This window comes from Cupriavidus cauae (genome assembly GCF_008632125.1).
In the GTDB taxonomy this organism is placed as follows: Bacteria; Pseudomonadota; Gammaproteobacteria; order Burkholderiales; family Burkholderiaceae; genus Cupriavidus; species Cupriavidus cauae.
Window position 1 is genome coordinate 365,823 of record NZ_VWRN01000045.1, and the last position, 25,293, is coordinate 391,115.

The 25,293-nt window shown below is 65.5% G+C and carries 24 protein-coding genes; 15 read left to right on the plus strand and 9 right to left on the minus strand.

The genetic code is table 11. The annotated features are described in order from the left end of the window. Nucleotides 1-3: 3 nt before the first annotated feature. The 3 genes from F1599_RS17750 (at nucleotide 4) to F1599_RS17760 (ending at nucleotide 5,793) form a co-directional block, all read left to right on the plus strand. Nucleotides 4-3,174 (plus strand): efflux RND transporter permease subunit, encoded by a 3,171-nt coding sequence (locus F1599_RS17750; protein ID WP_150083999.1) that lies wholly within the window; start codon nucleotides 4-6, stop codon nucleotides 3,172-3,174. Next, complete coding sequence (locus tag F1599_RS17755; RefSeq protein ID WP_317845753.1) at nucleotides 3,171-4,703, plus strand: efflux transporter outer membrane subunit; 1,533 nt, start codon at nucleotides 3,171-3,173, stop codon at nucleotides 4,701-4,703. The genes F1599_RS17750 and F1599_RS17755 overlap by 4 nt, the downstream gene beginning before the upstream one ends. A gap of 163 nt (nucleotides 4,704-4,866) precedes the next feature. Further along, nucleotides 4,867-5,793 carry a tripartite tricarboxylate transporter substrate binding protein gene (locus F1599_RS17760; protein ID WP_223819717.1) on the plus strand — a complete coding sequence of 309 codons (927 nt, stop codon included), beginning with the start codon at nucleotides 4,867-4,869 and terminating at the stop codon, nucleotides 5,791-5,793. 4 nt (nucleotides 5,794-5,797) lie between these two features. Here the strand turns inward: F1599_RS17760 and F1599_RS17765 are convergent, their stop codons facing one another. The 3 genes from F1599_RS17765 to F1599_RS17775 all read right to left on the minus strand — a co-directional run bounded on the left by F1599_RS17765 (nucleotide 5,798) and on the right by F1599_RS17775 (nucleotide 8,228). Beyond that, nucleotides 5,798-6,394, minus strand: coding sequence for a hypothetical protein (locus F1599_RS17765; RefSeq protein ID WP_150083953.1), 597 nt, complete (start codon nucleotides 6,392-6,394; stop codon nucleotides 5,798-5,800). Between the two features lie 150 nt (nucleotides 6,395-6,544). Next, nucleotides 6,545-7,696 carry a multidrug effflux MFS transporter gene (locus tag F1599_RS17770; RefSeq protein ID WP_150083954.1) on the minus strand — a complete coding sequence of 384 codons (1,152 nt, stop codon included), beginning with the start codon at nucleotides 7,694-7,696 and terminating at the stop codon, nucleotides 6,545-6,547. Nucleotides 7,697-7,754: 58 nt separating this feature from the next. Further along, nucleotides 7,755-8,228 (minus strand): MarR family winged helix-turn-helix transcriptional regulator, encoded by a 474-nt coding sequence (locus F1599_RS17775; protein WP_149315900.1) that lies wholly within the window; start codon nucleotides 8,226-8,228, stop codon nucleotides 7,755-7,757. Between the two features lie 280 nt (nucleotides 8,229-8,508). Here F1599_RS17775 and sorA point away from each other — a divergent pair, with 280 nt between their 5' ends. From sorA to F1599_RS17805, 6 genes are all read left to right on the plus strand, one after another. After that, nucleotides 8,509-9,756: a SorA family sulfite dehydrogenase catalytic subunit gene (gene sorA, locus F1599_RS17780; protein ID WP_150083955.1), complete on the plus strand. Its 1,248-nt coding sequence runs from the start codon at nucleotides 8,509-8,511 to the stop codon at nucleotides 9,754-9,756. A gap of 7 nt (nucleotides 9,757-9,763) precedes the next feature. Beyond that, a complete protein-coding gene (sorB, locus tag F1599_RS17785; RefSeq protein WP_149315898.1) occupies nucleotides 9,764-10,120 on the plus strand; it encodes a SorB family sulfite dehydrogenase c-type cytochrome subunit in 357 nt (118 codons plus the stop codon). Nucleotides 10,121-10,513: 393 nt separating this feature from the next. After that, nucleotides 10,514-11,437 (plus strand): SDR family oxidoreductase, encoded by a 924-nt coding sequence (locus F1599_RS17790; RefSeq protein ID WP_150083956.1) that lies wholly within the window; start codon nucleotides 10,514-10,516, stop codon nucleotides 11,435-11,437. After that, a complete protein-coding gene (locus tag F1599_RS17795; protein WP_150083957.1) occupies nucleotides 11,430-11,930 on the plus strand; it encodes a DUF1097 domain-containing protein in 501 nt (166 codons plus the stop codon). Before F1599_RS17790 ends, F1599_RS17795 begins: the two co-directional genes overlap by 8 nt. A 163-nt stretch (nucleotides 11,931-12,093) precedes the next feature. After that, nucleotides 12,094-12,420, plus strand: a complete 327-nt coding sequence (locus F1599_RS17800) for a hypothetical protein (protein WP_150083958.1) — start codon at nucleotides 12,094-12,096, stop codon at nucleotides 12,418-12,420. Nucleotides 12,421-12,549: 129 nt separating this feature from the next. Further along, nucleotides 12,550-13,485: a cyclase family protein gene (locus F1599_RS17805; protein WP_150083959.1), complete on the plus strand. Its 936-nt coding sequence runs from the start codon at nucleotides 12,550-12,552 to the stop codon at nucleotides 13,483-13,485. Here the strand turns inward: F1599_RS17805 and F1599_RS17810 are convergent. Together F1599_RS17810 and F1599_RS17815 are read right to left on the minus strand one after the other, a co-directional pair. Continuing rightward, nucleotides 13,457-14,908 (minus strand): sensor histidine kinase, encoded by a 1,452-nt coding sequence (locus tag F1599_RS17810; protein WP_150083960.1) that lies wholly within the window; start codon nucleotides 14,906-14,908, stop codon nucleotides 13,457-13,459. The genes F1599_RS17805 and F1599_RS17810 overlap by 29 nt on opposite strands. Next, nucleotides 14,895-15,569 carry a response regulator gene (locus F1599_RS17815; protein ID WP_149320259.1) on the minus strand — a complete coding sequence of 225 codons (675 nt, stop codon included), beginning with the start codon at nucleotides 15,567-15,569 and terminating at the stop codon, nucleotides 14,895-14,897. Before F1599_RS17815 ends, F1599_RS17810 begins: the two co-directional genes overlap by 14 nt. Before the next feature lie 134 nt (nucleotides 15,570-15,703). Between F1599_RS17815 and F1599_RS17820 the strand changes: the two genes are divergently transcribed. The 4 genes from F1599_RS17820 to F1599_RS17835 all read left to right on the plus strand — a co-directional run bounded on the left by F1599_RS17820 (nucleotide 15,704) and on the right by F1599_RS17835 (nucleotide 19,203). Then, nucleotides 15,704-16,681 carry a Bug family tripartite tricarboxylate transporter substrate binding protein gene (locus F1599_RS17820; protein ID WP_150083961.1) on the plus strand — a complete coding sequence of 326 codons (978 nt, stop codon included), beginning with the start codon at nucleotides 15,704-15,706 and terminating at the stop codon, nucleotides 16,679-16,681. A gap of 72 nt (nucleotides 16,682-16,753) precedes the next feature. Beyond that, a complete protein-coding gene (locus F1599_RS17825; protein WP_150083962.1) occupies nucleotides 16,754-17,197 on the plus strand; it encodes a tripartite tricarboxylate transporter TctB family protein in 444 nt (147 codons plus the stop codon). Beyond that, on the plus strand, nucleotides 17,194-18,699 hold the full coding sequence (locus F1599_RS17830; RefSeq protein WP_150083963.1) for a tripartite tricarboxylate transporter permease: 1,506 nt from the start codon (nucleotides 17,194-17,196) through the stop codon (nucleotides 18,697-18,699). The genes F1599_RS17825 and F1599_RS17830 overlap by 4 nt, the downstream gene beginning before the upstream one ends. 30 nt (nucleotides 18,700-18,729) lie before the next feature. After that, nucleotides 18,730-19,203 carry an SgcJ/EcaC family oxidoreductase gene (locus F1599_RS17835; protein WP_223819719.1) on the plus strand — a complete coding sequence of 158 codons (474 nt, stop codon included), beginning with the start codon at nucleotides 18,730-18,732 and terminating at the stop codon, nucleotides 19,201-19,203. A 41-nt stretch (nucleotides 19,204-19,244) separates the two neighbouring features. Here F1599_RS17835 and F1599_RS17840 read toward each other — a convergent pair whose 3' ends face one another. After that, nucleotides 19,245-20,735 carry an acyl-CoA-binding protein gene (locus F1599_RS17840; protein WP_190286392.1) on the minus strand — a complete coding sequence of 497 codons (1,491 nt, stop codon included), beginning with the start codon at nucleotides 20,733-20,735 and terminating at the stop codon, nucleotides 19,245-19,247. Continuing rightward, nucleotides 20,728-21,996 (minus strand): MASE1 domain-containing protein, encoded by a 1,269-nt coding sequence (locus tag F1599_RS17845; RefSeq protein ID WP_190286393.1) that lies wholly within the window; start codon nucleotides 21,994-21,996, stop codon nucleotides 20,728-20,730. The genes F1599_RS17840 and F1599_RS17845 overlap by 8 nt, the downstream gene beginning before the upstream one ends. A 173-nt stretch (nucleotides 21,997-22,169) precedes the next feature. On the opposite strand from F1599_RS17845, the gene F1599_RS17850 reads away from it, so the two are divergent. Next, a complete protein-coding gene (locus F1599_RS17850; RefSeq protein WP_150083966.1) occupies nucleotides 22,170-23,639 on the plus strand; it encodes an HdeD family acid-resistance protein in 1,470 nt (489 codons plus the stop codon). A gap of 204 nt (nucleotides 23,640-23,843) precedes the next feature. Here F1599_RS17850 and F1599_RS17855 read toward each other — a convergent pair whose 3' ends face one another. Further along, the gene (locus tag F1599_RS17855) at nucleotides 23,844-24,410 is read right to left on the minus strand and encodes a DUF6036 family nucleotidyltransferase (protein WP_149320254.1); all 567 of its coding nucleotides are present in this window, start codon (nucleotides 24,408-24,410) and stop codon (nucleotides 23,844-23,846) included. After that, nucleotides 24,400-25,071, minus strand: a complete 672-nt coding sequence (locus F1599_RS17860; protein WP_150083967.1) for a helix-turn-helix transcriptional regulator — start codon at nucleotides 25,069-25,071, stop codon at nucleotides 24,400-24,402. The genes F1599_RS17855 and F1599_RS17860 overlap by 11 nt, the downstream gene beginning before the upstream one ends. Here F1599_RS17860 and F1599_RS26290 point away from each other — a divergent pair. Then, nucleotides 25,070-25,293: hypothetical protein (locus F1599_RS26290; RefSeq protein ID WP_223819720.1), on the plus strand; the 224-nt coding region annotated here is incomplete at its 3' end. The two genes, F1599_RS17860 and F1599_RS26290, sit on opposite strands and share 2 nt — an antisense overlap.

The following is a 25,293-nucleotide window of genomic DNA, read 5'->3' on the forward strand; positions in this document are numbered from 1 at the left end:
ATGCTGCCAAGATTCTTCATTCATCGGCCCAACTTCGCCTGGGTACTGGCGATCTTCATCGTGCTGGCGGGACTGCTCGCCATGCCGTCCCTGCCGGTCTCGCAATATCCGACCGTCGCGCCGCCGCAGATCGCAATTTCGGCGATGTACCCGGGCGCGTCCGCGACCACGCTGGTCGATTCGGTGACCAGCGTCATCGAGGAGGAGCTCAACGGCGCCAAGGGGATGCTGTACTACGACTCGTCCAGCAGCTCCGCCGGCATCGCGGAAATCACCGTAACGTTCGCGCCCGGCGTCGATCCCGACCTGGCGCAGGTCGACGTGCAGAACCGCATCAAGCAGGCCGAAGCGCGCCTGCCGGCCGCCGTCACGCGCCAGGGCCTGCGTACCGAGCAGGTCAGCGCGGGCTTCCTGATGGTCTATTCGATCAACTTCAAGGGAGACGACGCGGGCAAGGACATGGTCACGCTGGCCGACTATGCGGCGCGCCGGATCAACAACGAGATCCGGCGTGTGCCGGGCGTCGGCAAGGTCCAGTTCTTCGGCGCCGAAGCGGCGATGCGCGTGTGGATCGATCCGCAGAAGCTGCTCGGCTACGGGCTGTCCGTTGCCGACGTCAACGAGGCGATCGCCGCGCAGAACGTGCAGGTGCCGGCCGGCAGCTTCGGCAGCCCGCCCGGCAGCGCGGACCAGGAGCTGAGCGCGACCATCGCGGTCAAGGGCATGCTGACGACCACCGACGAGTTCGGCGCCATCGTGCTGCGCGCCAATCCCGACGGTTCCAAGGTGACGCTCGCCGACGTCGCGCGGCTCGAGGTCGGCCTGCAGGACTACAACTTCGACATGCTGACCAGCGGCAAGCGCGCGGTCGGTGCCGCGGTGCAGCTGCGCCCGGGCGCGAACGCGCTGGAAACTGCCCGTGCGGTGCGCGCCAAGCTGGAAGAGCTGTCGAAGTCCTTCCCCGACGACATCGAATATTCGGTGCCGTACGACACATCGCGCTTCGTCGAAGTCGCGATCGAGAAGGTCATCCATACGCTGGTGGAAGCGGTGGTGCTGGTGTTCCTGGTGATGCTGCTGTTCCTGCAGAACCTGCGCTACACGCTGATTCCAACCATCGTCGTGCCGGTGTGCCTGGCCGGCACGCTTGCCGTGATGTACGCGATCGGCTTCTCGGTCAACATGATGACGATGTTCGGCATGGTGCTGGCGATCGGCATCCTGGTCGACGACGCCATCGTGGTGGTGGAGAACGTCGAGCGGATCATGGCCGAGGAAGGGTTGGGGCCCGTGGAGGCGACCGCCAAGGCGATGAGCCAAGTGTCGGGCGCCATCATCGGCATCACGCTGGTGCTGGCCGCGGTGTTCTTCCCGCTGGCCTTCATGTCCGGATCGGTCGGCGTGATCTACCGGCAGTTCTCGCTGTCGCTCGCCGTGTCGATCCTGTTCTCCGGCTTCCTTGCGCTGACGCTGACGCCCGCGCTCTGCGCGACGCTGCTCAAGCCGATCCCGCAAGGTCACCATGAAGAGAAGCGCGGCTTCTTCGGCTGGTTCAACCGCAGGTTTGGCCGGCTGACCGAGCGGTTCACCGCGCTGAACGCGAAACTGCTGCGCCGGGCCGGCCGCTGCATGATCGTCTACGGCATGGTGGTCGCGCTGCTGGCGCTGCTGTACACGAGGCTGCCGGAATCGTTCGTGCCGATCGAGGACCAGGGCTACTTCGTCGTCGACGTGCAGCTGCCGCCGGGCGCGACCAACCAGCGCACCGAGGCCGTCGTCAAGGAGCTGGAGAGCTGGCTGCTCGGCCGCAAGGCGATGGAATCGACCACGATGGTGCTGGGCTTCAGCTTCTCGGGCAGCGGCCAGAACGCGGCGCTGGGCTTTCCGACGCTGACCGACTGGTCCGAGCGCGGCAGCGGCCAGCATGCCAGCGACGAGGTCGCGGCCTTCAACGCGCAGTTCGCGGGACTGAAGGAGGCGCGCGTGATGGCGGTCGATCCGCCGCCGATCGAAGGGCTGGGCAATGCCAGCGGCTTTGCGCTGCGTCTGCAGGATCGCGGCGGCCTCGGGCGCGCCGCGCTGGTGGCGGCGCGCGATGCGCTGCTGAAGCAGGCCAACACGTCGCCGGTGCTGGCGTACGCGATGATGGAAGGCCTGGAGGACGCGCCGCAGCTGCGGCTCGATATCGACCGCGACAAGGCCGAGGCGCTGGGCGTCGGCTTCGAGGCGATCAACACCGCGCTCTCCAGCGCCTATGGTTCCGCGACCGTGGCCGACTTCGCCAACGTCGGCCGCCTGCAGCGGGTGGTGGTGCAGGCCGACGTGCGCGACCGCATGACGCCCGAAGCGCTGCTGTCGCTGAACGTGCCCAACGTGCGCGGCGAGCAGGTGCCGCTGAGCGCGTTCGCCACGCCGGAGTGGGAGATCGGCCCGGTGCAGGTGTCGCGCTACAACGGCTATCCGACGATCAAGATCATCGGCGACGCCGCGCCCGGTTTCAGTACCGGCGAGGCCATGGCCGAGATCGAACGGATCGCCGCCACGCTGCCGGCGGGCATCGGCTACGAATGGACCGGGCTGTCGTATCAGGAGCGGCAGGCCGGCGCGCAGGCACCGCTGTTGCTGGGGCTGTCCTTCCTGGTGGTCTTCCTGCTGCTGGTGGCGCTGTACGAGAGCTGGGCGATCGCCGGGGCCGTGATGCTGATCGTGCCGATCGGTGCGCTGGGCTCGGTACTGGCCGTCAATGCCGTCGGCATGCCGAACGACGTCTATTTCAAGGTGGGGCTGATCACGATCATCGGTCTGGCGGCCAAGAACGCGATCCTGATCGTCGAATTCGCCAAGTCGCTGCGCGAGCAGGGGATGCCGCTGATCGACGCGGCCCTCGAGGCGTCGCGGCTGCGTTTCCGCCCGATCGTGATGACTTCGATGGCCTTCATCCTCGGCGTCGTGCCGCTGGCCATCGCCACCGGCGCGGGCGCGGCCAGCCAGCGTGCCATCGGCACCGGCGTGATCGGCGGCATGCTGACGGCGACCACGCTGGGCGTGGTGTTCGCCCCGGTCTTCTTCGTCTGGGTGCTGTCGCGCTTCAAGCGCTACCGGGACAGCGCACGTACCAACACGCCGACTGCGACCACGACGACTGCAACGACGCCGACGGAGGGCGCGCAATGAAATCGATTCGATCCCGGATGACGCTGCCGTGCCTGCTGCTGGGCGCGGGTGCCGTCCTCGCGGGCTGCTCGCTTGCGCCGGTCTACGAGCGGCCGGCGGCGCCGGTTCCCACGCAATGGACGTCCGGACAGGCGAGCGGGATGGCGGCCGACGATACGCGGACCGCGCCGTCATCGGCGGCCGTGCTGCAGTGGGACAGCTTCATCGTCGACGACAAGCTGCGCGAGCTGGTGGCGCTCGCGCTCGCGAACAACCGCGACCTGCGGCAGGCGGTGCTCAATATCGACGCGGCGCGGGCGATGTATCGCGTGCAACGCGCCGACCGTGTGCCGGGCCTGCAGGCGGAGGCGGGCGGCAGCCGGCAGCGGATTGCGGAAGACCTGCGCCAGCCGGGCATGGGCTCGGTCCAGCAGACCGTGCAGGCCGGTATTGCCGTGCCGGCATTCGAGCTGGACCTGTTCGGGCGCGTGCGCAATCTTTCCGAAGCGGCGCTGCAGGAGTACTTCGCGACCGAGGCGGCCGCGCGCAGCGCGCGCATCAGCCTGGTGGCGGAGGTCATCCAGGCGTATCTGGCGCGGGACAGCGCGCAGCGGCGCCATCTGCTGACCACGCAGACGCTGCAGACGCGCGAATCGTCGCTGCGGCTGATCGCGCAGCGCCGCCAGGCCGGCACCGCTACCGCGCTGGACTTCTACGAGGCGAGCGGCCTGACCGACCAGGCGCGTGCCGACCTCGAACGCACCGACCGGGAGTTCCGCCAGGCCACCAATGCGCTCGCGCTGCTGGTCGGCGTGCCGGACATTGCCGCGCAGTTGCCGCAGGCGCCGCGCGACGATGTGCTGCTGGTGCAGACGCTGGCGCCCGGCACGCCGTCCGAACTGCTGATCCATCGGCCCGACATCCTGGCCGCGGAGCAGCGGCTGCGCGGGCGCCATGCCGACATCGGCGCGGCGCGCGCGGCGTTCTTCCCGCGCATCACGTTGACCGGCATGTTCGGCAGCGCCAGCGGCGAGCTGTCCAACCTGTTCGGCGCGGGCCAGACGGTATGGTCGTTCGCCCCGCAGCTGACACTGCCGATCTTCTCCGGCGGGCGCAATCTCGCCAACCTGGATCTCGCCCATGTGCGCAAGGACATCGCCGTGGCGAACTACGAGAAGACGATCCAGACCGCGTTCCGCGAAGTCTCGGACGCGCTCGCGGCCACCGATACGCTTCGCCGCGAAGAGATCGCCCGCCGTGCCGTCGCGCAGACCAGCGAACAGACGCTGCGGCTGTCGGAGGCGCGTTACCGCGCCGGCGTGGACGACCATCTGCGCTACCTGGAGGCGCAGCGCAGCCACTATGCCGCGCAGACCGCGTTGATCGAGGTGGCCGCACAGCGGCAGAGCGCGCTGGCGTCGCTGTTCCGGGCACTCGGCGGTGGGTGGTCGAGCGACAGGACGAGCGCGGCGGAGGCACCGGCGCGGGGCAATGTTCCCCAGCCGAGTGCATCGGCGGGACAAGCCATCGCGGCGAATAGCGGTGGATAGCGGTCTTAAGTTTTTCTTTTGAGACGGCAAATAAAGTCTTAATTTTCTTTATTTGAGGCGGCCATTAAGATCGGGCGACCATCAGGAGGAGAAACCCGTCATGCCCGCCGTCCGCCATACCGTTCGCCGTCGTACCTTGTTCGCCCTCGCCGCGTTGTGCGCCATGCCTTCGCTGACTGTCGCCGCGGACAAATACCCGTCCAAGCCGATTCGCATGGTGGTGGCCTTTGCGGCGGGCGGGGCGAACGACACCATCGCCCGCATCCTGGCCAAGGAACTGCAGCAGAGCATGGGCCAGTCCGTCGTGGTCGAGAACCGCGGCGGCGCCGGCGGCCTGATCGGCTCCGACATGGTCGCCAAGGCGACACCGGACGGCTACACGCTGCTGCTCGGCAGCGCCGGCGCGCAGACCATCATGCCGGCCCTGACCCGCAAGATGCCCTACGACCCGCGCACCGGCCTGGCGCCGGTGTCGCTGGTCGCCGAGGCGGCCAACGTGCTGATGGTCAGGACCGGCCTGCCGTTCAACAACGTCAAGGAGCTGCTCGCCGGCGCGAAGCAGAAACCGGGCGCCTATACCTACGGCTCGTCGGGCAATGGCACCACGCTGCATGTATCCGGCGCGCTGATGGAAAAGCTCGGCGGCATCGACCTGCTGCACATCCCGTACAAGGGCAACGGCCCGGCGATGAACGACCTGTACGCGGGCAACGTCGACATGGTGTTCGGCTCGGTCCCGGTCGCCATGGCCGCACTGAAGACCGGCAAGGCGAAGATCCTGGCGGTCACCACGAAGAAGCGCATTCCCTCGCTGCCGAATGTGCCGACCATGGCCGAAGCCGGTGTGCCGGGCTACGACTTCTCCAGCTGGTACGGGCTGTTCACCACCGGCGGCACCGACCCGGCCATCATCGAGCAATTGGCGCGCGAAACGGCCAAGGCGCTGGCCAGGCCCGACGTGGTGGCGGCGCTGGCGCAGCAGGGCGTCGAACCGGAGAGCAGCACGCCCGCGGCATTCCGCGCGCGCATCAACGACGAGCTGATGCGCTGGGAACGGGATATCAAGACGATGAAGATCGCGGCGGAGTAGTCATCTACTGATCGCGCTGCAGATCGGCCAGCAACTTTCGGCGCTCGCTCTTCTTCCTGATCTGTTCCGTGTCGAGCGTCGCGCCGTGCAGGCGAAGCCGGGCGCCCGATGGCGTCACGACGAAGCGGCGCCGCGCGCCGATCGGCAAGTCCTCGGTGCCATAGACCCCAAGGACGACGATTGTCACGGCCTGGACCGTCTCGGGCCGGGCCTCCTGCAATGCGGGCGACATCAGATGCTCGAACGAGCCGATGTCCCGAATCGCCGCCGGCTGCAGCGGTCCTTGCCGCGTTCTCTCCAATGGCCGCGAGTAGGCCTGCTGTTCGGCGTCCTGCGTCTCGGTCGCAGGCATCACCACCATTCCGCCGGGCGTTTCCAGTGCGACGATCACGCTCTGCACATAAACCGGGCCGGAGCTCATGTTCGTCACGAAACAGCGCGCGGCGAGCCCGTCTCCGGGGCCGCGCGTGATCAGCAGCGTGGCACGAAGCTGCCGCCGGTAACTACTGACGAATACCTGCAGGTAGATGACCCATACCAGCAGGGTGCCGACACCCGTGAGCGCGGAGATCAACTGGCTGTGGTCTGCAATCCATTGCAAGAGGCCCTCCACAAGGTTGGTTGCGCGATTTGGCGCGCGCCATTCCTTGTACGCGGAATGCGAGACTTGTGGTATCGGGCAACGTCTGACCGGCTTTGGAGTTCGGCCGAATGGCGCCGGACTGCCGGCCGCAGCCAGTGCGATGCGCGATCAGACGCTCTTTGCTCGCGCCGCGACCCGATACGCGCCCAACGCCGTGCCGGTGATCAGGATCTGAACCACCGCGCAGGCCGTCGCGGGCGTCGTGCCGTATCCCACCAGCTTGGTGCCCAGCGCGCCGATTGCCATTTGTCCGCAGCCGTACAGGCCGGCCGCCGCGCCGGTCAGGCCGGGAACGGCCGAGATCGAACGCGACAATGCCGCCGGGCTGGCCAGGCCCGCGCCGACCGTGAGCATGAAGGTGACCGCGATCAGCAGCGGCGCGGTCAGCCAGCCGCCGATCTGCACCAGCAACAGTGCCGACGCCATCGACAGGCTCAGGCCCGCGCCGGCATTCAGGAAGACCTCCGGCCGAACCTGGCCCGCCAATCGCTTCGTGATCATCGTTCCAAGGCTGGCGCCAACGATCGTCACCGTGGCGAACCAGCCGATCTGCCAGACCGGCAGGCCCAATTGCTCATGGACGATGTACGGCGAGGTCGCCAGATACGGGTAGAGCGCGGTGGTCGAACAGGATCCGCCCAGCATGAAGCCGAGATAGCGCCGGTGGCGCAGCAGGCGGCCATAATCCCGCGCGATCGTGAACACCTCCAGCGTTCGGCGCTCCGGATTCGTTTCCGGCAGCAGGCGCCAGGCGCAATACACCATCAAGGCGGCGATGCCGACCAGAAAGACATAGATCGCGCGCCAGCCGAACTGATCGGCCAGAAACGATCCCACGACCGGCGACAGGCCGGGGCCCACCAGCGTCAGCAGGTTCAGCAGCGCCAGATCGCTGGTGACGCGCCCGGGTGCGGCGGTGTCGCGCACGATCGACCGGCCCAGCGTGATGCCCGCCGCGCCACCGAGCGCCTGCGCCAGCCGCGCAAACAGCAGCCAGGTCAGCGACGTCGCAAACAGGGCGAGGATGCTGGCGACCAGGTACAGGCCCAGCCCGATCAGCAGCGTGGGGCGTCGCCCGATCGTGTCCGATACCGGCCCGTAGATCAGTTGGCCGAAGGCCAGTCCCAATACGTAGTAGGTGATGGTCTGCTGCATGCCGGCGGCACTGGCCTGCAGGTCCGTGCCGGCCAACGGCAGCGCCGGCACGAAGATGTGCATCGCCATGGTGCCGCTGAGCGTCACCAGCACCAGCAACCACATCGGAGCGCGGACGGAAGGGTAAATCGCTTGTTGGGAGGACTGCATGATGGGGGCCGCCTCAGACTTCGGTCAGGCGGCGTGCGATTTTCTCTAGGGCGGAGCGGGTGGTCTGCAATTCTTCGGGGGAGAGCGCTTCGAGGATCTGCGCCTCGATTTCCAGGCTTTTTCTCAGCATGCGCCTGGCCATGGCGCGGCCTGACGCCGTCAGCCGAATGCTCTTGGCGCGCCGATCGGCCTCGTCCGCTTCCCATTCGACCAACCCCATCTCGCGCAACTGCGACAGCACCCTGACCAACGACGACTTGTCGAGCGCCAGCAGGTCGGCGAGCTCGCCCTGGCGCATGCTCGGCGCCGGGGATTCATAGAGCGCCACCAACGGCGCGCGGGACGCATCGGTCAGGCCCAGCTCGCGAAAGCTCTGGTCGACGGCTCTTCGCCATCGGCGATAGACCGCGCCGATCAGGCGGCCGAGGCGGGGGGAAGGCTCGGTAGCGGACGGATTCGGTGCCGGAGAAGGCGGGATGGGTGGCATGCAAACTATTTTGACCGCGAAATGGTTTGCATGTCAACCAAAGTGATTCGGCACGCTCTTGTCGCCACACATCGTCGTTCGTCGGTTGTCCGTTTCATTGGGCCGCGATTCCGGCATTGGGATCCTGCGAATTGCGTGCGTCGATATGGGTCGCGCGTCCCGCGATTGCACGTTTGAATCCAATTTCCCGGTAAGGGATACCAAATTTACCGGTTTTACTTATAAGCGCCGATCTTTTACGCTGCTCGCCATCAATTAATCAAAAGACCAGGAGACAGGAATGGCGGGACGGCATAAGTCCGACGGCGCCGATTACGGCCGTCGCAGCATCTTGAAGGGCGGCGCGGCCATCGCCCTTCAGGGAACACTCGGACTGGCGGCACCGGCGGTGCTGGCCGCAAGCCGGACCATCGAAATGCCATTCGAGAACGGCCAGCGCGAACTGGTGGCATTTCCGCAGAAGCGGCCGCTGATTCTGCTGACCAGCCGCCCGCCGCAGCTCGAGACGCCTTTTGAAGTGTTTCGCGAGGGCGCGATCACGCCCAATGACGCCTTCTTCGTGCGTTATCACTGGAGCGGGATTCCCACCAACATTGATCCCGCCAGGTATCGGCTCAAGATCGATGGCCATGTCGCCAACGCCATGGAGCTGTCGTTGCGGGAACTGCGCAAGATTGCCGAGCCCGTCGATCTCGTTGCCGTCAATCAATGCTCGGGCAATAGCCGAGGGTTCTTCGACCCGCGCGTCAATGGCGGGCAGCTCGGCAATGGCGCCATGGGCAATGCCCGCTGGACCGGTATTCCGCTGCGCGCATTGCTGGAAAAGGCCGGTGTCAGGGCCGGGGCGGTCCAGGTCAGTTTCGATGGACTGGATCGTTCGCCGCTCGAAACAGGACCCGATTTCGTCAAGGCGCTGACACTGGATCACGCCATGGACGGCGAGGTCATGCTGGCCTGGGCGATGAACGGCAAGGACTTGCCATTCCTGAACGGCTATCCCTTGCGTTTGGTCGTGCCCGGGCACTACGGGACGTATTGGGTCAAGCATCTGTCCCACATTCAGGTGCTGGACAAACCGTTCGACGGATTCTGGATGAACTCAGCCTATCGGATTCCGGCGAATGACTGCGCCTGCGTCTCTCCAGGTACCGCCCCCACCAGCACCGTTCCCATTGGCCGATTCAATGTGCGGTCCTTTATCACGAGCCACATGCAGGACAGTATCGTGCCGATGGGGCAGCAGGTCGTCGTCAAGGGCATTGCCTTCGACGGCGGACACGGTATCCAGGAGGTGGCATTTTCCGACGATGGCGGCACCAGCTGGCGTGCGGCATCTCTCGGCAAGGACCTGGGCCGGTACTCGTTCCGGGAATGGAGCATTGCGTTCCGTCCGGCCAGGAAGGGCAATTACGACCTGCGCGTTCGGGCGAAAAGCCGCTCCGGCGAGACGCAGCCGCTGACCGCGAACTGGAATCCGGCTGGATACATGCGCAACGTGGTGGAATCCACGCGCGTGATCGTCAGGTGAGGGCGCCATGAAAAGAAAAAACCAGATGCGATCCGCCCTTGCTGCCGTCGTTGCTTTCGCGGCGACATCCAGTGCGATGGCGCTTGAAATCAAGCTCCCTCAAGAGACGGCAATGTACAAGCCGAGCAGCCTGCCGGGATACGCGCTTGCATTGCAGAATTGCATGACCTGCCATTCCGCGCAGTACGTCTCGACGCAGCCGGCTTCCTCGCCCCGCAAGTACTGGGAGGCAACCGTCAAGAAGATGAAGACACCTTTCGGCGCACCGCTGAAGGACGAGGACATACCCGTTATCGTCGATTACCTGGTGAAGACCTATGGCGCGGAACGAGGAGAGGCCGGTCCGTCGGCAGCAAGGAAGTGAGCACGCTGCGCCGGCGGCCTGCCGGCGTGTGGAGATCCGGACAAAGCCGGATAACTCCTCCTGTTGCTCTGGGCTTGGAAGACTGCGGACCGGGGACAAGGAGGACGCGGCGGCGGGTGCACCCGTCGCCGTTTTCGCTGCTGCGGCGGATTCGATTCCACCGCATTGTTATGCCGCGTTGAATTGACCCGCCAAGCCGGCCACCTTTATCCCATCCTCGCCAACCGCCAAGATGGTCGCCATGGGACGCGCAATCCAATCCGAGCGTCCCTTCGGCAAAGCGATCGCGTTCATCACGGCGCACGACGCCAGTACCGGGGCAGACGATGCTCTCCCCAACGCAACGCAACGCAATGCCTCAGCGAAGTGCCATCTACGAGCGAGGAGCAAACCATGAGTCTGACCATCCTGATTACCGGCGCCTCCAGCGGCTTCGGTGCCCTGAGCGCCAGAGCGCTCGCGTCGGCGGGCCACACCGTCTATGCGGGAATGCGCGACACGCAGGGACGCAATGCGCCCCAGGTCGACGCGCTGCTGGCATATGCCGCCGACAACAAGGTGAACCTGCATGCCGTCGAACTGGACGTGCAGTCCGAGAGTTCCGCGCAATCCGCAGTGGATCGCGTCGTCGCGGAACAGGGGCGGATCGATGTACTGATTCACAACGCCGGCCACATGGCATTCGGTCCCGCCGAAGCCTTCACGCCGGAGCAATTTGCGCATCTGTACGACGTGAACGTACTGGGGACCCAGCGCGTGAACCGCGCAGTCTTGCCGCAAATGCGCAAGCAGGGGCAGGGCTTGGTCCTGTGGGTCGGGAGCAGCAGCCACCGTGGCGGCACGCCGCCTTACCTGGCGCCGTACTTCGCCGCCAAGGCGGCAATGGATGCCGTCGCGGTCAGCTATGCCGGAGAGCTTGCCCGCTGGGGCATCGAGACGTCGATCATCGTACCCGGGGCGTTCACCAAGGGCACCAATCACTTCGCGCACAGCGGCCGCCCGGCCGATACCGCCCGCGAGCAGGAATATGCCACCGGCGCCTATGCCGGCTTCGAGCAGGAGGTTCTCCAGGGTCTGGCCGCGTGCGAACCGCCCGATGCCGACGTTTCGGCGGTGGCCCAGGCCATTGTCGACATCGTCGGGCGTCCCTACGGCAAGCGGCCCTTCCGCGTCCATGTCGATCCCTCGGACGATGGCTGCGAGGTGGTCAATGCAGTCGCCGACCGGATCCGTGCCGATTTCCTGCGGCGCATCGGGCTGGCGGACCTGTTGTCGCCTCGCCTGGCCGCTGAGTCAGCGGAGACCAGCCATGGCTGATCGCTCCTTTCCCACGCATTTGAAGGTGGTCATCGCCGAGTCGATCGTTGCCTCGTCGGCCGCCACGCTGAGCGTGACCGCGCTGGACGTGCCGGTATGGGCCATGTTCGTTGGCTGGATTTCATTCTTCACACGCGGTATGAACCTGAAGCAGGGCGCGATCAATCTGGGCTGCGTGCTGATCGGCGTGGCGCTCGGTATCGGCACGGCGCTTGCCATGGCGGCACTGACGCCGCTGCTGGGGCAATACACGCTCACTGCGGTCGTGTTTGCAATCACCGGCATCGCGTTGTCGCTGGCAAAGGCACCCGCGTTGAACAACCTGCTGGGCTTCTTCCTCGGTCTGGTCGCCTACTTTGCGTCGCACCAGCCGCCATCGGTGGCCGCGTTCACGATGCTGGCCTCGGCGGCCACGCTGGGGACGATGGCGGCGTTCATTGCGCACAGTCTGCAGAGGCGAATACAGCGGGGGAGGGGTGTCGCGGCGCATTGAATGCGATCTGGGCCCATGCGGGGCGCCTTGCGCGTGCCAATTCCGATTCCAACGCTGGTTGCCGGCGCGTCGCTCTGGCCGGATGGTCGGTACAATTCGAGATCGACTTTTCGAGTCAAGACCCATTCGGACCGTATTGCCGTCCAGAACTCCCCGGCTGCGCATGCTCTCCACCGCCTCCGCACTGTTGCTGTTTGCCTTGACAATGCTCGGACTCTGGCTCGTCTCCTGGTCCCGGCGAGCGGGAGCCCGGCATGCGCGCGCCAAGGCTGAAGAGGAGGCGCGCATCCTCACCGCGCTCGTCGACGTGAGTCGCTACGCTGGGCAGCCGGTGGACCGCCTCAAGGAAGTCCTTGGGGACCGATGCCGCTATAGCTCCTTTGATTTTGGCGCATTCACTCTGGAATGGGACATCGGCCAGGTCCAGATCATTGCCTGGTGCCGGGGGAGCGAGTGTGAATCGATGGAGATCCTGCCGCGGTCGAACTAGCCGGTTGCCGAGCTGACCGATCCATCGACCCTTGCGTACGATTCAAAGGTCTTTCGCAGCCGGGCCGGTTTTTCGCAGTCAAGCGCCACAGCAGAATCGTGATTCGATCGTCAGAGAGCGGAGAACACGATGAAAGCGAAGCACGGAATTGCGATGGCGGTGATATTGGCGGCAACGGCTCACGGCGCATGGGCGGCCGACTGGTATCCCTCGCAGTTTGGACCGGACGATGAAATCGGCGCGGCCAACCTGTTGACGCCCGACGTCGTCCGGCAGGCCGCCGGGCTGGTCAAGACCGGCAAGACCTATGCGCTCGGCGTTCCGGTCAGCAAGGATCTGCCGGCATTCCGGCATCGCAGCTTCAAGCTGTACAACATCCAGCCCGGGGAGCAGGCCGGCCAGACCCTGGGGCCGAACCGTTTTACGTTCAACGATGAGCTCGCCGTGGCGTGGACCGGCGTCGGCACCCAGCTCAATGGCATCGGGCATATCGGTATCGACAACGTCTACTACAACGGCAATCGCGCGGTGGACTTCGTCACGGTGGAAGGCGTGAAGAAGCTCGGCGTGGAAAAGGTACCGCCGATCGTCACGCGGGGCGTGGTGCTGGACATGACCGCGCATTATGGCAAGGCCATCGTGCCGGGCGGAACGGAATTCAAGGTTGCCGATATCCAGGCCGTGCTCAAGCGTCAGGGCGTCACGCTGCGCAAGGGCGATGTCGTGCTGTTCCACACCGGATGGCTCGAACTGATCGGCAAGGACAACAAGCAGTTCCTCGAGGTGGAACCGGGCATCGGCATGGAGGCGGCGCGATGGCTCGCCGACCAGGGCATCGTGGCGTTCGGTGGCGACACCTGGGCCTCGGAGGTGTACCCGAATCCGAGCGGCGAAGAGTTTCCGGTCAATCAGTTCATGCTGGCCAAGCGTGGCATCTATAACCTCGAACTGATCGACAGCCGCGCGCTGGTGCGTGACAAGGCGTGGGAATTCCTGTTCGTGCTGGGCCAGCCACGCTATGTCGGCTCGACCCAGGTCAACGTGAATCCGGTAGCGATCCGCTGACACGGCCGGGCGCGCTGGCGGCAGGCAATTCGATACGGACCCGAAGTCCTCGTCCATCCGGCCCGTCTTCCAGCAGCACGCGTCCGCCGTGCGCTTCGCAGATCTGCCGCACGATTGCCAGACCGAGTCCACTGCCCGGAGACCGCGAGCCGCCGAGGCGCGCGAATCGTTCGAATGCCTTGGCCCGCATCGCCGGCGCAATGCCGGGGCCACTGTCGTCCACCAGCACCTGATGCGTGGTGGCCCCCGCCATCACCGTCACTTCCACCCGTCCGCCCGCGGGCGTGTATTGCACGGCATTGTCCAGAACATTGGCCAGCATTTCGCGCAGCATGCCTTCGTCGCCGTTGACGTAGGCATGCATCTGGTCGGAGGCGCTCAGGCCAAAGTCCAGCTGCCGATCGCGCGCCGCGAGATACCACTCGGCCGACACCGCCCGGCACAGCGCCGTCAGGTCCAGCCGTTGCAGCGCGGCGCCCTGCGCGGCATGCGGCGGTTGGGCATCGGTACGCGCCAACGCCAGCAGCTGGTTGGTCAGCCGGATGGTGCGGTCAATGGCGTCCCGGATCTCGCGCCATTCCGGCTTGGCCTGATAGGTCCGCACGGCATGGTCTGCCTGCGTTCTGACCAGCGCGAGCGCGGTGCGCAACTGATGCGAGGCATCGTCGAGGAACTGCGATTGCCGCGAGACCATGCCGCGCAGGCTGTCCAGATAGCTGTTCAACGAGGCGAGAAGGGGATGGATTTCCCGCGGCAGTTCGGGAACGTCGATCGGATCCAGACTGGCGGTGTCGCGGGCCCGTAGCGTGGCCTCGATGTTCTTCAGCGGCCGCAGTGCGACATGCACGGCCAGCGCGATCAGCGCAAGCGAGGCGGCGATCAACAGCGCCTGCTGCCACAGCGTGGTGGCCAGCAGCCGCATCGCCATGTCGTCGCGCATTTCCAGCGTTTCGCCGACTTCGACCAGGGCGATGCCGCCATCGCCGGCGCCCGCGACCGGTTGCCATAATGCCGCGACGCGCAGCGGCGTGCCGAGGTAATCGGTATTGTAGAAATGCACGAGGGCAGGGTAGTGGTCGCTGCGCGGCACGTCCTTGGGCATCGGCGGCAAATCCCGGTCACCGGAAACAAAACGCCCCGCCGGATCGCGGACCCGATAGAAAATGCGGCCCCGGATATCGACCTGGAAGGTGTCCAGTGCGACATAGGGAACGTCCACCACCAACTGGTGATTGCGATAGTCGAGCCGCTCCGCGATGGCGCGCGCGGAAGCCAGCAGCGTGCGGTCATGGGCCTGATTGGCTTCGGACAACGCGGTGCGATACGAGGTGAAAGCGGTAAAGATGCCGACCGCGACCAGCGGGATGGTCAAGCGCCAAAGCAGACGCCGGCGCAGGCTGTGCCGACGCTCAGTCGCTGCCATGATTCGATTCGAGCAGGTAGCCAATGCCCCGGACGGCGGTGATGGTCGTTTTGCTGTCGCGCAGCTTCTTGCGTACGCGGGATACGTAGAGCTCGATGGCCTCGGGATTGACTTCGTCATCCAGCGAGAACACCCGACCGAGCAGGCTTTCGCGTGTTACCACGCGGCCGGCGCGGATAAACAGCGCTTCCAGAACCGCATGTTCGCGCCGCGACAGCATCAGCGGCGCATCGCGCAGCAGGAAGATGCGCTCGACCGAGTCGAAGGCGAGATCGCCGAAGCGCGTCACCGGCTGGCCACCATGGGTGCGCCGCAACTGGGCCTTGATGCGCGCGCTCAATTCTCCAAGGTCGAAGGGCTTGGCGATATAGTCGTCGGCGCCCAGGTCCAGGCCCTTGATGCGGTCGGCAACTTCGGTGCGCGCGGTCAGAATCAGGATAGGCGCGCCGACGCCGCGCGCCCTGGCTATCCGCAGGACTTCCAGGCCATCGATGCCGGGCAATGACAGGTCGAGCAGGATCACACCGTAAGGCTGCTCCTGCAGCATCGTCAGGGCAGTTTCTCCATCGGGGACATGATCCATGTCGAATCCGTCCGCCCGCAAGGATTTGACCATCCAGGCAGCAAGCTCCTGATGATCCTCGATCAGCAATAAGCGCATGGAATAGGGTAAACGCTAGGCCGTGACAGTCGCGATGACAGGCTCGCGACAGCATCGGGCTCTACGATACGGCCAATCGCGCCGAAGTCAATTCGTGTTCGCGCGCCATAACAACGACCGGACCAGGAGACCCCATGACCGCCATTCCCAAGCTCGTCGCCGCCATGCTCGCCGCAGGGGCGATGCTGTCCACGAACGCCCAGGCCCAGCCATCGCGCCCCGAATGCATCGCGCCGGCCAAGCCCGGGGGCGGTTTTGACCTGACCTGCAAGCTGGCACAAACCGCGCTGCAGGACGGCGGCCAGTTGAAGAGCCCGATGCGCGTGACCTATATGCCGGGCGGCATCGGCGCGGTCGCCTATAACGCCGTCGTGGCACAGCGGCCGGCCGATGGCCAGGCCATCGTCGCTTTCTCCAGCGGCTCGTTGCTGAACCTGGCCCACGGCAAGTTCGGCAAATACGGGCCGGACGACGTCAAGTGGCTGGCCGCCATCGGTACCGACTACGGCATGGTCGCGGTCGCCGCCAACTCGCCGTACAAGACGCTGAAGGACCTGATGGCCGCGATGAAGGCCGATCCGCAGAAGGTGGTGTTTGGCGCGGGCGGTTCGGTCGGCAGCCAGGACTGGATGAAGGCGGCGCTCGTTGCCAAGCAGGCCGGCGTCGAGCATCGCACGATGCGCTACGTCGCCTTCGAGGGCGGCGGAGAGGCCATCACGGCCTTGCTCGGCAACCATGTGCAGGTCGTGCCCGGGGACATCGGCGAGGTCGCGGGCATGCTCGAGGCCGGCAAGATCCGCGTGCTCGCGGTGCTGGCCGACAAGCGCCTGCCCGGCAAGCTGGCGGCGATTCCGACCGCGAAGGAGCAGGGCTTCGATGTCCAATGGCCCATCGTGCGCGGCTTCTATATGGGGCCGAAGGTGCCCGATGCCGAGTTCCAATGGTGGAGCACTGCGTTCCGGAACTTGCTGGCCTCGCGCCAGTTTGGCGAAGCGCTCGACGCCAGGGGCCTCTTTCCGTTTGCCAAGACCGGCCCGGAACTGGACAGCTATGTGAAGGCCGAAGTCGCCCGCTACCAGACGCTGGCGCGCGAGTTTGGCCTGATGAAGTAAAGCGGGCCGCCGGGACGCCCGGCATCTCCCTTGGGCCGCGCTCGCGGCCACCCCAAACACCCTGAGACATCGATGAATAGTGATCGCGTTTTCGCCATCGCGTGGCTGCTGCTGAGCGCCGCCGCCGCGTGGGTGGCCACGGGATTTACCGCCGAGTTCAGCTACGAGCCGGTGGGGCCGCGGGCCTTCCCGCTGCTGCTGTGCGTGCTGATGGCACTGTGCAGTATCTGGTTGCTTGTCTTTCCGGGGCCCAAGGTCGCCTGGCCCGAGCGCGGTGGCGCCTTCCGGCTGGCCATCATGGTGGCTGCACTGCTGGCGTATGCACTGGTGTTCCAGTGGCTCGGCTTTGCCATTGCCACCGCCTTGCTGACGATCGTGCTGGGCCGGCTGTTCGGCGGCGGGTGGATGGCCTGCGTGGCGACCGGCGCGCTGATGGGCATTAGCCTGTTTTTCCTGTTCGATCGCTGGCTGGAAGTCACGCTGCCGATCGGCACCCTGATCGAGGGCCTGCTATGAGCGCGTTCGAACATCTGCTGCACGGTTTCGGCATTGCGTCGCAATGGTCGAACCTGCTGGTGGCCGCGATCGGGGCCTTTATCGGAACGCTGGTCGGCATGCTGCCGGGGCTGGGTCCGATCAACGGCGTCGCCATTCTGCTGCCGCTGGCTTATGCGATGAAGCTGCCGCCGGAGACCGCTCTGATTCTGCTGGCCGCCGTCTATATGGGATGCGAGTACGGCGGCCGCATCTCGTCGATTCTGCTCAATGTGCCGGGCGACGCCGGTGCCATCATGACGGCGATCGACGGCTACCCGATGGCGCGCAAGGGACTGGCCGGCGTGGCGCTGTCCATCTCCGCGTGGAGTTCGTTTGTCGGATCGGTGATTGCCACCCTCGGCCTGGTGATCTTCGCGCCGGTGCTTGCCGACTGGGCGGTGGCCTTCGGTCCCGCCGAATACTGCGCGCTGATGATCTTTGCCATCGCGTGCCTGGCTGGCATGGTTGGCGACAAGCCGGTCCGCACATTGCTGGCGGCATTGATCGGCCTGACGCTGGCCACCGTCGGTGTCGACGCCAATAGCGGCGTGTACCGCTTCACCTTCGACAACGTGCACCTGTCCGATGGCATCCAGTTCATCGTGGTGGTGATCGGGTTTTTCTCGGTCAGCGAGCTGATGCTGATGTTGGAGCAGCATACCGAGACGGGGCAGCAACTGGTCAAGAACACCGGCCGCATGATGTTCAATGCGCGGGAGGCCGCGCAGACGTGGTGGTGCACGGTTCGTTCGTCGGTGATCGGCTTCTTTGTCGGCGTGCTGCCGGGAGCGGGGGCCACCATTGCCAGCGCGATCACCTATATGACCGAGAAGCGCATCTACGGCAGCAACGGAACCTTCGGCCACGGCGATATTCGCGGCGTGGCGGCGCCCGAGGCGGCCAACAACGCCTCGGCGACCGGCTCCTTCGTGCCGATGCTGACCCTCGGCGTGCCCGGCTCGGGTACGACCGCAGTGATGATGGGCGCGCTGACGCTGTACAACATCACGCCCGGCCCAATGCTGTTTACCCAGCAGCCGGATATCGTCTGGGGCCTGATCGCCTCGCTGTTCATCGGCAACGTGATGCTGCTGGTGCTGAATATCCCGCTGGTCAATCTGTTCGCGCGTGCATTGTCCACACCGATGTGGATGCTGGTGCCAGCCATCGCCGCGATCAGTGCCATCGGCGTCTATGCCGTGCATGCGACCACCTTCGACCTGGTGCTGATGACGGTGCTCGGCGTGTTCGGCTATATCCTGCGCAAGATGGATTTCCCGATGTCCGCGCTGATCCTCGGTTTCGTGCTGGGCGAAATGCTGGAACAGAATCTGCGCCGCGCCTTGTCCATCTCGAATGGCGACGTGGCGGTGTTGTGGTCGAGCCCGATTTCGGCGGGGCTGCTGCTGGCGTCGGGGACGATGTTGATTGCTCCGTTTCTTGTTCGGCGGTTGCGCGGGGCGCGGAGGCAGGTTGCGTAATCACGACGTGGATTTTCGCTGACTGCTATCATGAAATGGCCAGAAAAAACCGCTACAACGTTCTGCGATACCAGCGATATGAAACACCCAGAAGAAGCGTTGCGAGCGTTTCAGAACGCGTGGAATCGGCACGATATGGAATCCTTCGCAGCATTGTTCCATGAGGATGCGACATTCGTGAACCGGTTTGGGCGCTACGTGCGCGGCGTCGAGGCGATTGTCGAGATGCACGCTCCGATTCACGCAACGATCTACAGTGATTCCACGCTCGAAAACGAACTGATACACGTGGTGACCATCGGCCCCGAAGCGGTGGTGATGCATTTTTGGAGTCGACTGACGGCTGGAACGGCTCATCCAGCGGGCCCGCATGCTGTGGATACAGTGATCCTTGCGGTGCTGACGCGACAGGAGGGCGATTGGCGAATCAAGGCGCTGGAGAATGTCACCGTGACGGATCCTCGCACCGGCGAGCCGAAGTTGAGAGAGGAGCTGAAGGATTGAATCTGTCGAGAGGCGAGTTCAACTCGATGCACGGATATCCGCTACGACACCGCCGCCTCCTCCCTGGCCCGCAGCTCCTGCACGAGGCTGACGTAGGCCTGCATGGCCGCCTGCGTCGTCATGCCCTTGCGCGCGGCCCAGGCATCGTATTTGGCGCGGCCCACGACATCCATGACGCCGGGGCGCTCGCCCACCACGTCACCGATGCTGCCTTGCTTGTAGAGCGCGTAGAGGGCCAGCAGCGTGTCGTTGTCCGGCGCCTGGCGCAGCGTCTTTGACAGTGCCGCCGCTTCCGAGAACGCCTTTTCCTGCGGGCTCGGGCCCTCGGGAACCGGCTCGCCGCCGAAGAAGCGGTCTTCCAGCGTGACATCGTCGGGAAACCAGCGCGCCTCCAGCAGCTTGCCGGCGCGCATTGCAAGCGCCAGCACGCCGGGCGATGCAAGCGCCTCGCCGGCCATCAGCGTGGCCGGCAACACCGCCACGCCGGCGTTCGGGCTCGGCATGCCGAAGGCGCCGAAGCGCAACGGCGGCTCGCCCATCGCCCAGCCCTTGAGCCGGGCGAGGCCTTTGCCGCCGCGATAGACGCCCGTCGCGCGGTTCGCACCCGGTTGCAGCCACGCAAAGTCCGGAATGCCGGCGGCGTAGAGGCCCGCGAAATCTCCGGATTCGAGCAGGCGCCGGGCGGTTTCGAGCAGCGCCAGTACCTCGGCGGGCGTCATGGCCGCGTCCACCGGTCCCATGCCGAGCGAGGCCGCGGCCGTGACATCGAAGAATTCCAGCACGTTGCGGGCGACGATTTCGCGATCGTTGTCGACGCAGACCATGTGGTAGCTGTCCTCGAGCACCACCATGCGGGCCAGGCCGGCGCGCTTCCTGCCGCCGATGTGTTCGACGAGGTAAGTGGCCGAGCGCAGGCTGGTCAGCTCGTCCTCGCGCGCATGGACAACCAGCGTCGGGCAGGCGATCCGGTCCAGGCCCGTCATGACGAAGCCTCGCAGCCGGTCGACTTCGCGGATGCAGGCGAGCGGCACCCATCCATAGTGGAAGTTCTCGCCGCGTTCGAACTTGGCCTTGACGATGGCGCGCAGCTGCTCGTTCTTGATGCCGTACGGGTCTTCTTCCATGACCTTCATCCGCGCCGGCACGCCCGGTACGCGATAGAGCAGGCTGCGCGCACCGCGATACCAAGGCGTGGCCCAGCCGTCGATGTAGACGGGCGGCGCCAGCACCACGAGCTTCCCCTTGGCATGGCGTTCCCGCTTGGCGGTTTCCACCGCCAGCAGCGATCCCATGCACATGCCCATCAGATGCAGCACGTCATGCTGGCCGATGATTTCGTGGTACTTCGCCCGCACCGCTTCGAGCCAGTCCTCCGCGCGCACGTCGACGAGGTCTTCCGGCTTCGTTCCGTGACCCGGCAAGGTCAGCGAATGCGTGACGAATCCCGCGTTCTTGAGCCGCTTGTGCATCGAGCCCAGGTCGTACTGGGTGCCGCCCAGACCGTGGATCAGGAAGACGCCGGGCTCACGCATGGCGTTCCGCGCCCACGGGCGTGACCAGGCGCAGCAGGCATGCCACGCGCTCGACGCCGCCATCCGGCCCCCTTACCGGAGCAAGGCGCGCCTGCACATGCAGATCGCGTCCGTCGAGCCGGATGTCATACGCATCGGTGCTCATGTCGCGATGGCCGGCGGACACGGCTTCCCAGCCCGCCTGCGCCAGTGGCCGGTCGGCATCGTCGACGCGGTCGAGCCAGTCGCGGATATTGCGCAGCTGCGCCGCCTCGGCGCCGAGTACGGCTTCGGCCGATTCTCCCCACCACGCGACGCCGGTGACGGCATCGAACTCGACGCTTGCCACGCCATTGGCCTGCAGCGTCCGCTCGTAGCGCAGCTGCCAGTCGCGTGCCTTGGCCAGCGCGGTTCGTCGCGCCTCGTTGAGCGCGCGACCGGCGAGAAGCAGCACTGCCCACACCCAGACATAAGCCTGCACCTCCACCACCGACTCGCCCGGAAAACCTTCGCGGATCGCAAACGGTCCGCCGCCGTGCGCGGTCAGCCAGATGATCAGCAGCGCGCCCACCAGCGTGGCAACGGCGCCGCCGCGCGGGCCCCAGAACATCGATGCCAGCAGCAGGAACGGCATCGGCAGGTAAGTGAGCGTCGCCGCCACGTCGCCGAAGCGCTGATGCACGCTGCGATCGAAGACGATCAGGGTCGTCAGCAGGAACAGCGCGAACATGGCCGCACCGGCGCCGAACTGCTTCATCGGCATGCCCCCGGAACGCTTGACGGCAAATCCCTTGAAGCCGACGATCACGGGCGCGACGAGCAGGATGCCGACGATCGTGGAAAACGCCCAGGCGCGCCATTCCCGAGCCAGATCGATAGCGCCCCCCGGTTGCAGCCAGCGCCAGAGTTCCACGGCGAGCGTCGCGCCTGCCACGCTGGTGACGATGGCGCCTGCCACGAGCAGCGCCGCGGCCTGCAGCGGCCGGGCGGCCTGTTGGCGAAGGGAGGCGATCCAGGCGCCGATCGCAATGCTGGCAGTCTCGATCGCGGAGAATGCGAGCGCGGCGCCGAAGGGCAGGGCGTGTCCCGCGATTCCCCAGATGGCTGCGGCAACGACGGTACCGGCCAGTATTGCCGCCCGCATGCCTGGCGGGCTCACCAGCCAGGCGCCGAAGCTGACGCCGCCAGCCAGCCATACGGCGACAGCCTGCGTATCGCTCGCGGCCATGGCGCGCGACAGCATGCCCACGGCCAGATAGGCAATGGCGACGAGGATCGCCACGACGATGAAGCGGGTGCCTGCAGACTGCATCGGTATCCCCCATAGATCCGAATCCCTGCCGGACCGGGCCGCGGACGCGGCCGGCATGCGTCGATGAGGATAGTAGTACAAGGTCGCGCAGGCGCAACATAGTGACTAGAATCCCCGTGGAGCATATCCTCCTTGGGGGAACGATGATCCGGCTCGCGCTGATCATGCTGGGATTCGACTATCTGCGCCAACGGGCACGCGGAATGTTCTGGCTCGGCATCGCCTTTCTACTGGCCGGCATCGTGCTGTTCATCGACGGATTGGACGGCGCCGTCTACTTTCCGCTCGAGCTGTTTGCGCTGCTGCTGATGGCCGGCGGCATCGGTACGCTGGTGGTCGCGTTCGTCGGCGCGGGCGGCATGCGCAGCATGCGCGTGTTCAAGGGACTGTCCCTGATAATCGCGGCCTCCCTTGTTCTGGCAGGCCATCATCATGACCACTTCTGGCTGTCGATGCTCTTCGGCACGCTGTTCCTGCTCGATGGCCTGCTGCAATGCGTCTCGGCGAGCGTGGTGCGGTTTCCGCGCTGGCGCATCGCCGTGGGCATGGGGGCGATCGAGATCCTGATCGCGATGTTCTTCTTTCAGCCTTATCCGACGAACTATCGGGGCACCGTGCCTTACGCACTGTCGCTGTGGCTGTTGTTCGGCGGCTGGAGCATGGTCATGCTGGCCTACCGCGCGATGCGCGTTCCCGAGAGCGCAACGATCGAAAGCCTCATGCATGGTCCGCGACGGCGGCGCGCCGGGGCAGAGGAGGGCGGTAGGACGAAAGCCGGTTCTCCGCCGGTTCGTGATGGCGCGCAGCACGAGCCGGTGCACAAGGTCACGAAGACGCTGCTGTTTTCGCAGCCCGAGCCGTCCATGACGCTTCCCGCCAGGGATGGCCCTGTACTGACGGTCCATGTCTGGACGCCATCGGGCTCGGTCGAGCGTCCGCTGCGGCGCCGTCCGGTGGTCGACCGCTATATCGCCGCCGTCGACGCCAATGGCGCGATCTGGACCGGCCATGCCGCGCTGGAATCGCCGGAAGGCATCTACATCAGCTTCGATCCGGCCACGCCATTGAACCGTACCCCCGACCGCGTCGCGCAAGCGCTGCGTGCGTCCAGCGACAACGATGTGCCAGGGCGGTTCGAACCTGACTACGCCACGGAATCGGCTCGCCGCGGCGATTCCACAGCGCGCGTGCACCTGCGCAATTATGATCCGGCGCGGCTGGAGCGGTTCTGGAATGCGTGGCGCTCGGACACGACCTACAACCTGACATATCGCAACTGCGCGGTCAGCGTGGCACGGGGGCTGGAAGCGGCCCTGGAGGGCGCGCTGATGCGCCGGCACGGCCATCGCCACAGCTGGGGCCTGCTGCTCAAGACGATGCTGACGCCCGAATTGTGGCTTGCCGCGCAGATCCGCAAGCGGGCCAAGACCATGGCATGGACGCCCGGTCTGGTGCGCGACTACGCGCGCGCGCTAAGCCTGCTGGTCGATCCCCATCCCGGAGCGCAGGCCCGGCGTGCATGGCGGGTTGGCATGCCGGCGTTGAGGCGACTGCGGCGGCAGCGCCGGCAATGGCGGGAGGAGGATGAGCGGCGCGGGGATGAGCGGCGCTGATGAAATGCATTGTCGATCCCCGGTGCGATGTTCCGATGGCTCGTGCAGCAGCGCTGCGTCCTGGCCCGCCCGTTCGCCGGCATCAACGTCCGCGGTAGCGCCACACGTCAGCACGGGACAAGCATGTTGCTTGCCCATTGCGCCGGCCTCGGAGCGCCGGCGCGAAGCCGCACTTGTTCACAGCGCATTGCCTGATGGTGGAATCTAGGCGGCGTCGCCGGGAATCTCATGACCTTGTTCGCGCAAGGCCTTTGTCCAGCGCTTGATGCGGGCACGTAGCCGTCCCTGAGCAGCCCTTTCCATCGGCATGTCGTTGACGCGATTGATAGCGGCGTCCGGCGAAACATAGCCGTGCTGAATCAAGGCCATGCAAAAGACGCGATCTTTGTCGCGATCCGCGGCAGCCTTGGCCATAAAAAGGTCCAGGACGTCCAGGCAATAGGCTACGCGCCCGTTGGTGCCGGACGTCTGGATGCGCTGCAACCGGCTCTGCCATCCGGCCGGCAGACACGCTGTCTCTGGTCCGACTCCTTGCGCGTAGTATCCGTAAGTCTCGTGAAAGCGGGAGCCTTCGCCGATGGCGGCATCGATTTCATCCGCCTTGTGGATAGCATTGAGCGGGTAGATGTCAGCCTCCGCCGACATGGTGAAAATCGCCGGGGGATTAGGGATCGGGCCCAGAATCGATTGACTGCCAACAACGACGAACTCGTACTCGTTCGTGATGTCGGCAGCCGCTCGGATGATGTGTTCCAGATCTTCACGGTTCATGCGTCTCTCCGAGGATAACGCCGGTCTTCAATGCTTGGACCTGCGCTAACACATTGCGCCGCACGTCGTCTGGTAACACCGTGGGCAGAGGAGAGGCCTGGCGGAGTTCCTGAGCACGCCGCGTCCGGCCAAGCGCTTTGCGCCAGGATCGCTTCGCAAGGATCGATTCCCACTCGGACCACAGTGAATCGGACCGTGACCCACCCTGTGCGCGCCATCGCTGGAGGACTTCCTGAGCCCGAGCTAGTAGAGCGGGGTCATCCTGTATCAGCCGGATCGCTTCCTTGTGAAGCGCCATGCTTTGGAGGTCCTGCGCCTCGTGACGGCTGGAGTCCGTCCGGACCCGGACTTCGACCTGTGGCGCAGGACGCCTGGATGACGCGGCCGCGGAGTGCTCCGGTGGCGGCTGGAACGTATCGCTAACCAACAGGGCAAGATCGGCGGCCACGCCCAAAACGGACATGACGCGAAGATACGTGCCCATGGAAGGCGCCGGGTCGCCCGCTTCAACGGCCGTGAGAGTGGTCCGGGAGATGCCAACGCGCTTTGCCATCTCGACCGTGCTGACGCCTTGTGCCTTGCGCAAGCGTTTGATGCGATCGCCGAGCTGCAACAGCAAGTGACGTTCCAGAACAGAGGTGGTATCGGTGAAGGATGGCATGTTCAGTATTCTAGACAACATTGGCGCTTTTGAGCGTTTTACCGGACAAACTTTGTCGGCGCTGCTCGGTATCGTGCGCGGTTGGAGTCCCTATGGGGGTCGTCTCAGAAAACGGAAAAAATCGTACGCTAAGCACCGCAAAGAAACTCGTGATGGACAGGCACGCTACGGTCGCGGGTCGTGCCTGCCCATTGCTCAGTTGCCCTTGACGCGCAACAGTGT

What these genes read in the sequence shown, in the direction of transcription:
- F1599_RS17755 (WP_317845753.1), top strand. Translation starts at nt 3,171, where the DNA reads ATGAAATCGATTCGATCCCGGATGACGCTGCCGTGCCTGCTGCTGGGC.
- F1599_RS17760 (WP_223819717.1), top strand. Translation starts at nt 4,867, where the DNA reads ATGCCTTCGCTGACTGTCGCCGCGGACAAATACCCGTCCAAGCCGATT.
- F1599_RS17770 (WP_150083954.1), bottom strand. Translation starts at nt 7,696, where the DNA reads ATGTGGTTGCTGGTGCTGGTGACGCTCAGCGGCACCATGGCGATGCAC.
- F1599_RS17775 (WP_149315900.1), bottom strand. Translation starts at nt 8,228, where the DNA reads ATGCCACCCATCCCGCCTTCTCCGGCACCGAATCCGTCCGCTACCGAG.
- sorA (WP_150083955.1), top strand. Translation starts at nt 8,509, where the DNA reads ATGGCGGGACGGCATAAGTCCGACGGCGCCGATTACGGCCGTCGCAGC.
- sorB (WP_149315898.1), top strand. Translation starts at nt 9,764, where the DNA reads ATGAAAAGAAAAAACCAGATGCGATCCGCCCTTGCTGCCGTCGTTGCT.
- F1599_RS17790 (WP_150083956.1), top strand. Translation starts at nt 10,514, where the DNA reads ATGAGTCTGACCATCCTGATTACCGGCGCCTCCAGCGGCTTCGGTGCC.
- F1599_RS17795 (WP_150083957.1), top strand. Translation starts at nt 11,430, where the DNA reads ATGGCTGATCGCTCCTTTCCCACGCATTTGAAGGTGGTCATCGCCGAG.
- F1599_RS17800 (WP_150083958.1), top strand. Translation starts at nt 12,094, where the DNA reads ATGCTCTCCACCGCCTCCGCACTGTTGCTGTTTGCCTTGACAATGCTC.
- F1599_RS17805 (WP_150083959.1), top strand. Translation starts at nt 12,550, where the DNA reads ATGAAAGCGAAGCACGGAATTGCGATGGCGGTGATATTGGCGGCAACG.
- F1599_RS17810 (WP_150083960.1), bottom strand. Translation starts at nt 14,908, where the DNA reads ATGGCAGCGACTGAGCGTCGGCACAGCCTGCGCCGGCGTCTGCTTTGG.
- F1599_RS17815 (WP_149320259.1), bottom strand. Translation starts at nt 15,569, where the DNA reads ATGCGCTTATTGCTGATCGAGGATCATCAGGAGCTTGCTGCCTGGATG.
- F1599_RS17820 (WP_150083961.1), top strand. Translation starts at nt 15,704, where the DNA reads ATGACCGCCATTCCCAAGCTCGTCGCCGCCATGCTCGCCGCAGGGGCG.
- F1599_RS17825 (WP_150083962.1), top strand. Translation starts at nt 16,754, where the DNA reads ATGAATAGTGATCGCGTTTTCGCCATCGCGTGGCTGCTGCTGAGCGCC.
- F1599_RS17830 (WP_150083963.1), top strand. Translation starts at nt 17,194, where the DNA reads ATGAGCGCGTTCGAACATCTGCTGCACGGTTTCGGCATTGCGTCGCAA.
- F1599_RS17835 (WP_223819719.1), top strand. Translation starts at nt 18,730, where the DNA reads ATGAAATGGCCAGAAAAAACCGCTACAACGTTCTGCGATACCAGCGAT.
- F1599_RS17840 (WP_190286392.1), bottom strand. Translation starts at nt 20,735, where the DNA reads ATGCGTGAGCCCGGCGTCTTCCTGATCCACGGTCTGGGCGGCACCCAG.
- F1599_RS17850 (WP_150083966.1), top strand. Translation starts at nt 22,170, where the DNA reads ATGATCCGGCTCGCGCTGATCATGCTGGGATTCGACTATCTGCGCCAA.
- F1599_RS17855 (WP_149320254.1), bottom strand. Translation starts at nt 24,410, where the DNA reads ATGAACCGTGAAGATCTGGAACACATCATCCGAGCGGCTGCCGACATC.
- F1599_RS17860 (WP_150083967.1), bottom strand. Translation starts at nt 25,071, where the DNA reads ATGCCATCCTTCACCGATACCACCTCTGTTCTGGAACGTCACTTGCTG.